General features: G+C 48.7%; 13 protein-coding genes. 12 read left to right on the top strand and 1 reads right to left on the bottom strand.

Features of this window, described 5'->3' with window-relative positions; translation table 11 throughout:
• The first annotated feature begins 81 nt into the window (after nt 1-81).
• Entirely contained in the window at nt 82-486 is a 405-nt protein-coding gene (locus tag AB4114_RS28920) for a F0F1 ATP synthase subunit epsilon (RefSeq protein ID WP_441991548.1), read from the top strand.
• A gap of 114 nt (nt 487-600) precedes the next feature.
• Here AB4114_RS28920 and AB4114_RS28915 read toward each other — a convergent pair whose 3' ends face one another.
• Complete coding sequence (locus AB4114_RS28915) at nt 601-765, bottom strand: hypothetical protein (RefSeq protein ID WP_441991547.1); 165 nt, start codon at nt 763-765, stop codon at nt 601-603.
• A 220-nt stretch (nt 766-985) separates the two neighbouring features.
• Here AB4114_RS28915 and AB4114_RS28910 point away from each other — a divergent pair, with 220 nt between their 5' ends.
• The 11 genes from AB4114_RS28910 (at nt 986) to AB4114_RS28860 (ending at nt 11,432) form a co-directional block, all read left to right on the top strand.
• Nucleotides 986-1,351: an NADH-quinone oxidoreductase subunit A gene (locus AB4114_RS28910; protein ID WP_057313434.1), complete on the top strand. Its 366-nt coding sequence runs from the start codon at nt 986-988 to the stop codon at nt 1,349-1,351.
• Entirely contained in the window at nt 1,336-1,854 is a 519-nt protein-coding gene (locus AB4114_RS28905; RefSeq protein ID WP_056611667.1) for a NuoB/complex I 20 kDa subunit family protein, read from the top strand. The genes AB4114_RS28910 and AB4114_RS28905 overlap by 16 nt, the downstream gene beginning before the upstream one ends.
• A complete protein-coding gene (locus AB4114_RS28900; protein WP_441991546.1) occupies nt 1,851-2,861 on the top strand; it encodes an NADH-quinone oxidoreductase subunit C in 1,011 nt (336 codons plus the stop codon). Before AB4114_RS28905 ends, AB4114_RS28900 begins: the two co-directional genes overlap by 4 nt.
• Nucleotides 2,862-2,864: 3 nt before the next feature.
• Complete coding sequence (locus AB4114_RS28895; protein WP_056611664.1) at nt 2,865-3,965, top strand: NADH-quinone oxidoreductase subunit D; 1,101 nt, start codon at nt 2,865-2,867, stop codon at nt 3,963-3,965.
• A complete protein-coding gene (gene nuoH, locus AB4114_RS28890) occupies nt 3,965-4,969 on the top strand; it encodes an NADH-quinone oxidoreductase subunit NuoH (RefSeq protein ID WP_056611661.1) in 1,005 nt (334 codons plus the stop codon). Before AB4114_RS28895 ends, nuoH begins: the two co-directional genes overlap by 1 nt.
• A gap of 107 nt (nt 4,970-5,076) precedes the next feature.
• The gene (gene nuoI / locus AB4114_RS28885; protein ID WP_441991545.1) at nt 5,077-5,529 is read left to right on the top strand and encodes an NADH-quinone oxidoreductase subunit NuoI; all 453 of its coding nucleotides are present in this window, start codon (nt 5,077-5,079) and stop codon (nt 5,527-5,529) included.
• The gene (locus tag AB4114_RS28880; protein WP_056611655.1) at nt 5,522-6,052 is read left to right on the top strand and encodes an NADH-quinone oxidoreductase subunit J; all 531 of its coding nucleotides are present in this window, start codon (nt 5,522-5,524) and stop codon (nt 6,050-6,052) included. The genes nuoI and AB4114_RS28880 overlap by 8 nt, the downstream gene beginning before the upstream one ends.
• A 2-nt stretch (nt 6,053-6,054) precedes the next feature.
• On the top strand, nt 6,055-6,366 hold the full coding sequence (gene nuoK / locus AB4114_RS28875) for an NADH-quinone oxidoreductase subunit NuoK (protein WP_056611652.1): 312 nt from the start codon (nt 6,055-6,057) through the stop codon (nt 6,364-6,366).
• A 15-nt stretch (nt 6,367-6,381) separates the two neighbouring features.
• Nucleotides 6,382-8,304, top strand: coding sequence for an NADH-quinone oxidoreductase subunit L (gene nuoL, locus AB4114_RS28870; RefSeq protein WP_441991544.1), 1,923 nt, complete (start codon nt 6,382-6,384; stop codon nt 8,302-8,304).
• A complete protein-coding gene (locus AB4114_RS28865; protein ID WP_056611647.1) occupies nt 8,294-9,916 on the top strand; it encodes a complex I subunit 4 family protein in 1,623 nt (540 codons plus the stop codon). Before nuoL ends, AB4114_RS28865 begins: the two co-directional genes overlap by 11 nt.
• 4 nt (nt 9,917-9,920) lie before the next feature.
• Entirely contained in the window at nt 9,921-11,432 is a 1,512-nt protein-coding gene (locus AB4114_RS28860; RefSeq protein ID WP_441991543.1) for an NADH-quinone oxidoreductase subunit N, read from the top strand.
• Nucleotides 11,433-11,918 lie beyond the last annotated feature (486 nt).

Raw genomic sequence — 11,918 nt, 5'->3', positions numbered from 1 at the left:
CTAAGATCAGCTTTTGCTAAACTCTAAGCAACGCTTACGAAGCTAGTTTACCTATGGTAAACTTTAGGAAGGAGAATCCAAGTGAGTACATTCCTACTGGAAATTGTAACACCGGAGCGCAAAGTGTACGCTGAACAAGTAGACATGGTTAGCGTGAAGGGTGCTGAAGGGGAGCTTGGAATTCTGCCGAATCACATTCCATTGGTCACTCCACTTAGAATTGCTCCGATTACTGTGAAGAAAGCGGGCTCCAAAGACGAAGTCATCGCAGTGAACGGCGGATTCATGGAAGTGCGCAAGGATAAGGTGGTTATTTTGGCGGAAAGCGCCGAGCTGCCTGAACAAATTGATATCGATCGTGCGAGAGCAGCGAAAGAGCGTGCGGAGAAACGTCTTGCAGAAACGAAGCAAGATAACGTGGATTTCAAACGTGCTGAAGCTTCTTTACAAAGAGCAGTGAATCGTATCGGTGTGTCCGGGAAATAAATAGATGGAATAAAAGCGGGGGAACTTCGGTTCTTCCGCTTTTTTGCGTTGAAATAGCAAAGAAAAAAGCTGCCCCTCTCGGATGAGAGGAACAGCTCGCGTTAGGGTTTCATTTTAAGCGTGATGCCAAATGGTGGATTCCCCTGTTTTCGGGCACGGAGGGAAGGTTTCACCTGCGGTTAGTTCAATGCTTTGCCCGTCGGCATCGCGATAGCGGCCGGTTTCGGTAACCTTGTCATTGGTTCTATGTTGGTGATTAGCGTTAGATACATTTGCCATAAGAAATTACTCCTTTCGCTTATCAAAATAGGGAATTTGGACGAGACTAGAATGCCCAGTGAATAGTATTACCCACATCTGTGAAATGCTACTCATACATGGAAAGAATTAATGTCGACGCCCAAACCCCTTTTTGTTATACTAATAAAGGTGATTATTACCAAAACTATCGATATCGTAAGGAATGCAAATAAGAAATGGAGGCGGTTACATTCACATGATGTATACAAATAACTATGTAATCGTAGCGGTTTTTCTAGGGTTAGGTATTTTCCTTCCCATAGCAGCGCTGACGATTGGCAAATGGTTAAGACCGAGTAAACCCATCGATGAGAAGTATACGACGTATGAGAGTGGGAACGAACCTGTAGGTGAGGGACAAATCCGGTTTAACATTCGATATTATTTGTACGCTTTGATGTTTGTCATCTTTGATGTGGAGACCGTATTCCTCTATCCGTGGGCCGTTGCCTTTAATCAACTTGGATTATTCGCATTAATTGAAATGTGTATTTTTGTAGCCTTGCTTGCCATAGGATTAATATACGCTTGGAAGAAGAAGGTGCTGCGATGGACTTCAGTCTAGAATCAATCTCTCCCGAGGAACGGGAAGAAATAAACCGTAATGTATTTATGACAACACTGGAGCAGGTAAAAGCTTGGGCTCGCAGTAATTCGCTTTGGCCATTAACCTTTGGCTTGGCTTGTTGTGCCATCGAAATGATGGGAACAGGCGGTTCTCACTATGATTTAGACCGATTCGGAGTCATCTTCCGTACGTCACCAAGGCAGTCAGATGTCATGATTGTAGCAGGGACAGTTACGAAGAAAATGGCTCCTTTGTTGCGCCGACTTTATGAACAAATGCCTGAACCGAAGTGGGTTATCGCGATGGGTTCCTGTGCAACAGCAGGCGGACCGTATGTGAAATCGTATTCGGTCGTGAAAGGTGTCGACCAAATCGTTCCAGTGGACGTGTATATCCCAGGTTGTCCGCCGAATCCAGCAGCACTGATCTATGGCATCAACAAGCTTCAGGAGAAGATCCGTTATGAAGCGAAGACTGGGAAGCAGGTGATCAATCGATGAGTGAGGAGAACAAGCCGGAAGAAACCACGGTTCCGACTCCTCCTGTTGGTGAGGATGGGAAAGAGGAAGAATCAGCCCTCGAGGAAGCAATTGCTGAGGTTGGCAAGCTTACCCCGGAAGCACGAGCGAGTAAGACGCCGCTTAGCGCAGACGTGCAAGCATCCGTGGATCGCGCAGCGGAGAAGCAAGGTGCTGATCCAGATGTGCAGACGACAAGCGAGCCAAGCGATGCGCCTGCGGCTGAGCTAGCGGAGCGTGCGCAGGGCGCCGATGTCCCGGCGGCTACGCAGAGCAGCGACGCGGCGGCAGAGCGCGCCGCGGCAAGAGCCGCGCGCCTCGCAGCACGCGCGGCAGCAGAGGCGGGCGAGCCTGCGCCCGCCGGGGCAGCAACGCCAGCGTCCGCAGACGCTGGCTCAGACGAAGAGAAGGCGGCCAAAGCCCAGGCCGCCGCAGAAGCCCGTGCCGCGCGAGCCGCAGCACGCGGAGCAAAGCCCGAATCGGCGGATCCAGCCGCGCCGAAGGAGCCGTCACCGAACCAGCCGCTGCTGGACCGGCTGGTCGCGATCCTGAAAGCCGAGGCAGGCGAAGACGCCGTCGTCGAATCTTTCATCAACGAAAGGGACGCGCATCGTCCTTACGTCATCATTCACAGCTCGCGCTGGCCGCAGGCCGCGCTGACGCTTCGCAATCACGAAGAGCTGCGCTGTGATTACTTGCGCAATCTCTCCGGTGTGGATCAAGAAACGCACCTTGAGGTGGCGTATCATCTGCTTTCCCTCACACACAAGCATGAGTATTGTGTGAAGGTGAAGACAGACCGTGAGCAACCTAGCATACCTTCGGTAGCTGATGTCTGGCCGACGGCCAACTGGAACGAGCGCGAAGCTTTTGACCTTTTCGGCATCGATTTCCCTGGCCACCCGAACTTAGTACGGATCATGATGCCTGATGATTGGGTGGGTCATCCACTGCGCAAAGACTACGAACCGCTTGACCCGGAGGTGTAGCACGTGTTACGGACAGAAGAGCTCCTGTTAAACGTTGGTCCTCAGCATCCAAGTACACACGGCGTTTTCCGCGTGATTGTAAAGCTGGATGGTGAAGTCATTCGAGAAGCCATACCCGTTATGGGCTACTTACATAGAGGAACAGAGAAATTGGCTGAGAACCTCAGCTATACCCAAATCATCCCATACACCGACCGCATGGATTATGTATCGGCGATGACGACCAACTACGCGTTAGTTAACGCCGTTGAGAGAATGATGCAACTCGAAGTACCCGAACGAGCGGAATTTCTTCGCTTAATCGTAATGGAGCTGCAACGGATCGCGTCACACATGGTGTGGTGGGGAACGTACCTGCTGGATATCGGGGCTATGAGCCCATTCTTGTATGCGTTCCGTGACCGTGAAATCATTATCGATCTCTTCAACGAACTGTGTGGAGCTCGTTTAACTTACAACTACATGCGTGTAGGAGGCGTGAAATGGGACGCACCAGACGGTTGGATCGAGAAAGTGCGGAAATTCGTTCCGTATATGTACGGCAAATTAGAAGAGTATCATACACTTGTCACCGGAAATGAGATTTTTCTCTCACGGATCAAGGGCGTAGGTAAATATGACGCTGAGACAGCCATTGCGTATGGCCTTAGCGGGGCGAACTTACGTTGTACGGGTGTAGATTGGGATATTCGCAAAACGCAGCCCTACAGCCTGTACAGCCGCTTCCAGTTCGATGTGCCTGTGCGTAGCGGCGGGGATTGCTATGACCGTTATTTGATACGTATGGAAGAAATCAAACAATCCCTTCGTATCCTGGAACAAGCCTTAGACGTGTTCCCTGAGGGTGGCGAAACGATGGGCAAAGTGCCTAGAGTCATTCGCCCGCCAGAAGGCGAAATTTACGCAGCAATTGAGTCTCCGCGAGGAGAAATTGGCTGCCATATTATTTCCCGAGGTAAGCAAGAACCGTACCGCTTGAAATTCCGCAGACCGTCCTTCGTGAATCTGCAAATATTGCCCAAGCTTCTGGTCGGGGAATCGATGACCAATCTAATTACGATTCTGGGCGGCATTGATATTGTCGTTGGGGAGGTGGATGCCTAATGGTCAATTTATTGGAGGAGAGTCTGACATGGACGAACTTCTTCGTATTCCTATTCTGGGGCATTGTAATGCTCATGCTCGTGTTGGGTTTCGTTACCTATGCGATCTACTTCGAGCGTAAGGTCATCGGTTGGATGCAGTTACGGATCGGGCCGAACCGGACAGGACCTTTTGGGCTGCTGCAAAGCGTCGCCGACGTATTCAAGCTTCTCATTAAGGAAGATACGATTCCTAAGAAAGCCGAGCGTGAACTTTTCATACTCGCACCGATCATTACCTTTATCCCGTCCTTTACGATCATTGCGACCATTCCGTTCTCGGATCGGATGTTTGGTGCGAATCTGAATGTGGGATTGCTTTATTACGTGGCACTAACAGGGATCTCAACCATCGGAATTATTCTGGGCGGTTGGGCATCCAACAATAAATATGCGTTGCTGGGCGGCATGCGTTCGGCAGCTCAAATGATTAGTTATGAAGTTCCGTTAGTTATTTCGGTTGTTGGTGTAATTATGATGACGGGCAGCTTGAATCTACATACGATTGTTGATCATCAAACAGGCGGCTTCTGGCATTGGAATTTCATTCCGCAGATCCTGGGTTTCATTATTTTCGTGATTGCGGGTGTGTCGGAGCTTAATCGTACGCCGTTTGACTTGCCAGAAGCAGAATCTGAGCTCGTTGCGGGCTATCATGTGGAATACAGCGGTTTCCGCTTCGCTTTCTTCATGCTATCCGAGTATGTGTACGTCTTCGTCATTGCTTCACTGGTGAGTCTGATTTTCCTTGGTGGGTGGCACGCGCCATTCGGATTCCTTGATTTCATACCAGGCGTTATCTGGTTCCTGTTGAAATTCTCGTCGGTCGTGTTCTTCCTCTTCTGGCTGCGGGCGACACTGCCACGTGTTCGAATTGATCAATTGATGGGGTTCGGCTGGAAAGTGCTGCTTCCACTGGCACTGGTCAACATGCTGGTGACGGCGATTATCATGACCATCTTCTAAGCAAGCAAGATAATTGATCTTGGTCGGATCTTTCCTCTCCGCAAAACTTTAAGTCCATGCTTTCGAAGTTAGTTTTGCTAACGCAAAACTTGAAGGAGTTGAAACACATGAAGGGCATTATGAAAGGTTTAGGCTTCACGTTCAAGCATTTGACTGAGAAGAAAGTAACGTACGCATACCCGGAAGTTCCGATTAAAATGCCGGATCGCTTTCGTGGTATTCAATATTTTGATCCCGAGAAATGCATTGTGTGCAATCAATGTGCGCGTGTGTGCCCGACGGAGTGTATTACGTTAACTGGAAAAGCGAACCCAGACCCTGAGAAAAAGGGGAAGGTCATTGATACGTATGACATCAACTTCGAAATTTGTATCCTGTGCGACCTGTGCACAGAAGTGTGTCCGACAGAAGCGATCGTGATGACGAATAATTTTGAGCTTAGCAGCTACAGTCGGGATGAGTTGTTCAAAAATATGGAGTGGCTGAGTAATAACACCCAAAACATTCGTCAAGAGAACAATTCTGCGATGCCTAAAGGGGGCGCGAAGAAAGATGTTTAGTGGACTCGGCGATTTCTTATCCAGTGGTACGAGTTGGGCGTTCTTCATTTTCGCGTTGCTCGCGATCGGCGGGGCGATCTTTATGATCTCTTTTACGAAAGTCGTGCACATGGTTGTTGCAGTGGCCCTCACGTTTATTAGCTTGGCTGGCTTGTATGTCATTCTTGAAGCAGAGTTTGTCGCTTTCGTACAGGTCTTGATTTATGCCGGTGCCATCTCCATTCTGATGATTTTCGGCATTATGATGACGAAGCATAGACAGGGTGAAGACGAGGGACTTAAGCGTCCATGGCATGAAGGCTTGGCCATTCTTGGCGCTGTGGGATTGTTCGGCGTTTTGTTCTATGCGATTCAGAAATCGACCTTCGTCTCTTCGGGGACATTGGATGCTGGCAAGGATAATACGCTCGAAATCGGGAAGTTGCTGTATAACGTGCATGTCATTCCCTTCGAAATCATGTCCGTGCTGCTGACGGTAGCGTTCATTGGTGCCATCGTAGTTGCAAAGAGAGAGGAGGATTAGCGTTGGGTAACTTAATTACTCCTTATCTTACATTAGCGGCGATCCTATTCTGCATTGGACTATACGGTGCATTAACGAAGAAAAACGGGGTTATCGTCTTGCTCTCCATCGAGCTTATGCTCAATGCGGTGAACTTAAATTTGATTGCCTTCTCAAAACTAGGAGATCACCCCGCATTGACGGGGCATATCTTCTCCCTCTTTAACATTACGATTGCAGCTGCAGAGGCGGCTGTGGGGATTGCGATATTGATCACGATTTACCGAAATAAAGGCACCGTCGAAGTGACAGATTTGGATTCTATGAAGCGCTAGGAGGCTAACAAGGCTATGGTATCGGACTATTCACAGTACGCCTGGCTCATTCCATTGTTTCCGTTGCTTGCTTTTCTAGCGCTTACGGCAATGGGGCGTCAACTAAAAGATTTAGGCATTTACATTAGTATTTTTGCGATGCTGCTTTCGTTTATTGTGGCTTTGCTCATTTTTGTTGAGCGGATTGGCGGCAATGTTGAGGATTTCACGTGGGATAAAATGAATTGGCTGCAAGTGGGCGATTTTACGCTGAAAATGGGGTTTGAGGTCACCAATCTAAACTCCCTGATGCTCGTAATCGTCACGCTGGTTTCACTGCTGGTGAACATTTATTCCAAAGGCTACATGAAAGGCGACGAGCGTATTCACGTGTTTTTCGGTTATATTGCGCTGTTCTCCTTCTCCATGCTAGGCCTTGTTATTTCTGAAAATATGCTGGAACTCTACATCTTCTGGGAGCTAGTAGGGGTATGTTCCTTCTTGCTTGTTGGATTCTGGTACTTCAAGCCAGAGGCGAAGGCTGCCGCCAAAAAGGCATTCATCGTCACCCGTATCGGGGATGTGGGCTTGTTTATCGCGATCCTGTTGTTGTATCTCTACATGCCAGGACATGCGCTAGATTTCACATCGATACATAACGCCTTCACCACTGGCAAAATCGACCCTACAATCGTCACGTGGATCGCAGTTTTGATTTTCATCGGGGCGATGGGTAAATCTGGTCAATTCCCGCTGCACACATGGCTACCCGATGCAATGGAAGGACCGACGCCGATTTCCGCGTTAATCCATGCCGCAACGATGGTTGCTGCTGGGGTGTATCTTGTGGCACGGACGTTCGATATTTTCCACGCCTCGCCGGATGCGTTGACGGTCGTTGCTTATGTGGGTGGATTTACCGCCATTTTTGCTGCAACAATCGGTATTGCGCAGAACGATATTAAACGGATTCTCGCGTACTCGACTGTAAGTCAACTTGGTTATATGATGATGGCGCTGGGGATTGGCGTTTCATTCACCTCAGGAATGTTCCACTTGTTTACACATGCCTTCTTCAAAGCGCTGCTCTTCTTGGGTGCAGGTAGTGTGATTCACGCGGTTCATACGCAGAATATCAACGAAATGGGCGGCTTATCCCGCAAAATGAAGATTACAACCTGGACTTTCGCAATCGGAACGCTGGCTTTAGCCGGTATCTTCCCATTCGCAGGCTTCTGGTCGAAGGATATGATTCTCACGGAAGCATACGAGCATAACCAGCTTCTGTTCTGGGTTGGTGTGATTGCGGCTTTCTTCACCGCTTTCTATATGTCACGTCTGTTCTTCCTCGTGTTTATGGGCTCACCTAGAGCGAAAGCAGTGGCTCCGGAGGATCACGATGATCATGGGCATGACCACGCGCATGAGCCGCATGAGTCTCCAGCTTCGATGACGACTCCGCTTATTATCCTTGCTGTGCTGGCTGTCGTGGCAGGCTTCGTGAATACGCCATTCAATGAATGGCTGGGCCACTGGCTAACAGGGCAGGAACATGAGGAGACGGCCAATTGGACGGTTATTATTTTGTCTACATTAGCTGGATTGCTTGGTATTGGCCTTGGTTACCTCATTTATCTGAAACGCACGATCCCTCGGGACATTGTTTCGGGCAAAATGCCTTGGTTGTACACGTTGCTAAATCGCAAATATTTCATCGATGAAATTTACGACGCCATTGTAGTCAAACCGCTTCGTGGCCTTGGCTATATCTTGGAATTGATTGATATTTACATCATTGATGGGATTGTTCGCTTAGTTGCTTTCACGGTGGTTAGTCTTGGACGCTTAGGCTCCCGACTCCAAAATGGTCAACTGCAGTCCTACGGGGTCATCATGCTGCTCGGGATGCTGATTCTGGCACTTGCCATTGCAGGAAGGAGGTTCATACATGCCGGCTAATTTACCCATTCTTAGTATGATTGCCTTCTCCCCTCTGCTTGGTGTGCTCGTCCTGCTCTTCCTTCGGGGTGATCGTGGACGTTTGATCAAAACAGTTGGTATCGTCACGACGCTGATTCCACTGATTTTGGCGGCATGGCTGTATGTGGACTATAACTATCAAGGGGATCCATTACAGTACAAAGAACAGCTCGATTGGATCAAAGTCCCTTTAAACCACGAGGGTATTCAGCAAATTACACAATTCTTCTTCGAGTTTAAATATTCGTTAGCTGTTGATGGCATTTCGTTGCCGCTCGTCTTTCTAACGGCGCTGATTTCGTCGATGGCCGCATTAGCGTCGGTTTACATCAAGAAACGTTGGAAAACGTATTTCATTTTGTTCCTTCTGCTAGAAACGGGTATGTTCGGTGTATTCATGGCACAGGATCTCTTCTTATTCTTCCTGTTCTTCGAAATTACACTCGTGCCGATGTTCTTCTTGATCGGAATTTGGGGGTATATGAACCGAGAGCAAGCGGCAAACCGCTTCTTGCTGTATAACGGTCTTGGCTCAGCGATTATGCTGATAGCCTTCCTTATTCTGGTTACGACTGCAGGATTTAACCAAGATCCATCGCAGACAGAGGCTATCATTTACTATAGCGGCGACATTCATACGATAGCTCATAATCTATTGCAGGCTCCTGAGGCTTATGTGAATCAGAGTGGTACGCCATTCTTTATGAGTCAAAACATGAAATGGACTGTGTTTATCATGCTGCTGGTCGCTTTCGGGATCAAGCTGCCGATCTTCCCGTTCCATACGTGGATGCTGAAAGTACATACAGAGGCTCCGCCTGCTGTCGTTATGATTCACTCCGGGATTTTGCTCAAAATGGGGGCCTACGGCCTCATCCGTTTTGGCATTCTGTTCTTCCCGGCGGAAGCCCAGCAATGGGCGTGGGTGCTTGCGCTCCTCGGCGTTATTAACATCGTGTACGGTGCGCTTCTTGCGATGGTCCAGAAGGACTTCAAACTCGTGCTCGCTTACTCGAGTATCAGCCACATGGGCATCGTCCTGTTGGGACTTGCTGCGTTCAACATTGCAGGTCTGCAAGGGGCCGTGTTCCAGCTGATCTCACACGGTTTGATCTCAGCCCTGATGTTCTTGCTCGTCGGCAGCATCTACGAGCGAACCGAAACTACGCAGCTTGATCGCTTGGGCGGTCTCGCTCGCAATATTCCCTTCATCAGCGGTATTCTGCTGATCGGGGGCATGGCCTCGCTCGGATTGCCAGGCTTATCCGGCTTCATCAGTGAGTTCCTCGCGTTCGTCGGACTCTTTGAAACCCACCGTGTGTACGCGATTGTCGGTACACTGGGCATTATCTTCGCAGCGGTTTACGTGCTGCGCGGGGTGCTGAACATCACGTTCGGCCCTAAGCAGCCGAGCTTACTGCAGCAAGGGATGCGCGACGCGCGTCTCATCGAGGCTGTACCGATGATTACCTTGGTCGCGTTCATTCTCTTGCTGGGCGTGTACCCAAGCGTGCTGAGTCAGCCGCTTCAACAAACCATTGGCAGCTTGGATCAGTTGATCCATAGCGTAGCCGGGAAGATAGGAGGTTAGTCCAGTGGAACAGATTAGACTCCATGCTAGTGATTTATCGTATCTGCTCCCTGAGCTTGCGCTGGTTGCTACCGCGATCATCCTATCTCTCTTGGATTTGGTTCTGCCGAACCGATTCAGTCGTTCGATTATCGGATGGTTGACCCTTGTCGGCCTCGCGATTTCTGCCGTGTTCGTTGTTCTGCAGCTGAATCCGGATGAGGCGATTCAACTCTTAAATCAAAGTTATCGCGTCGACGACTTCTCGAACTTACTTAAATTATGCACCCTTGTCGGTACGGGACTCATCGTTTTCATGAGCCTAGGCTTCGTGAAAGAGGATAGCATCCCGCATGTCGGGGAGTATTATTACTTCTATTTGCCTGCTGCACTAGGGGCAATGATCATGTCATCCTCGGGTGATTTAATTACACTCTACGTTGGGTTGGAATTGCTGAGTATCACTTCTTACCTCATGGTGGCTATGAAGAAGAAAGACAAGAAATCCAATGAAGGAGCATTCAAATACTTGGTGATGGGTGGTATCTCATCCGCGATTATCCTGTATGGTATGTCCTTCCTGTATGGGATGGTCGGTTCTGCGAATCTGCAAGAGATTGGCGCAGCACTACCTACGTTGGTCACATCGTACGAGCCGCTGCTCTACGTTGCTTTCTTCTTGCTGCTAGCGKGATTCGGTTTCAAAATTGCCGCCGCACCTTTCCACAGCTGGGCGCCGGATGTATATGAAGGTGCGCCAACACCGGTTACGGCATTTTTGGCTGTCGTGTCCAAAGCGGCCGGATTCGCCATCTTGTTCCGTGTCTTCTATGTCTTGTTCGGATTTAGCGACTTCGGAGAGAGTAAGTTGCAATCCGATGTCTTCCTAGCCATATCCGTTATGGCGGCTATTGCGATGGTCGTGGGGAATTTCATTGCGCTGAAACAAACGAATATGAAAAGGCTACTCGCCTATTCGGGAATTGCCAATGCGGGTTATCTGCTCGTTCCGATTGGAACGTACTTTTCGGCCACGCATTATGCCAATTTCTCGGAATTCATATTCTACTTAATCGCGTATATGTTTATGAACATCGGAGCTTTCGCTGTATTGATGATTATCGAGCAGGCTGAAGGACATACCGAAGCCAAAGGCTTCGCGGGTCTGTACTATCGCGCGCCTTTAACAGCTGTGGCGATGGTATTGATCATCCTTTCCTTAGCTGGTATCCCGTTATCAGGCGGATTTTTCGGTAAGCTCTACATCATCTTAGGAACGATGCAGACGCAGCAATACTGGCTTGGTGCTTTGATGATCGCAACCAGCGTTGTTTCGTTCTACTACTATTTCAGCATCGTGCGTCAAATGTTCATGCGCAGTGATTACGAGCCAGCCGCGATCAAAGTGTCCGTGCCGTTAGGCATAACCGTTTGGTTATGTGCGCTAATCAGTGTAGCGCTTGGTGTGGTACCTCATTTGGTGCTGAAAGGCATCGAAAGCGTCTTTACTTTGACGAAGGATTTTATTATCCAATAATCCGTACCCTAGAAGCCCTTCCTACGTAAATGTAGGGAGGGCTTTTTTGCTGCGAGTAGAGATGGTGTGAGTGGAGAGGAGTAGAAGTAAGAGTAGAAGTAAGAGTAAGAGAAAGAGAAAGAGAAAGAGTAAGAGTAAGAGTAAGAGTAAGAGTAAGAGTAAGAGTAAGAGTAAGAGTAAGAGTAAGAGTAAGGCTATGAGCAGAGCATGAAATGGGTTGCTAAGTCAGAGTAGTGAGTTGATCGGATGGAAGTTTCGTAATTCTCCTATGCACCAGATGAATAGATGGATTTTATCCAGTTAAATATTGGGGTTTTCCGACTGAACGCAGAATAGATGGAAAACCTCAGACTGTCGAGAAAGTCTCGACAGTCTTTATTATTTTCTTTTTAGTTCATCACATTACCGCGTTAATTTGGTATAATATAAGTATACTCTTGAAAGTGGTGAACCTCATGCTTCGCTCTAAACCGAATGACCCTCAAT

Origin of the sequence: Paenibacillus sp. 2RAB27 (assembly GCF_052115445.1) — a bacterium.
Classification (GTDB): Bacteria; Bacillota; Bacilli; order Paenibacillales; family NBRC-103111; genus Paenibacillus_E.
The sequence above is the reverse complement of the archived record's forward strand: the minus strand, read 5'-3'. Positions and strand labels throughout refer to the sequence as shown.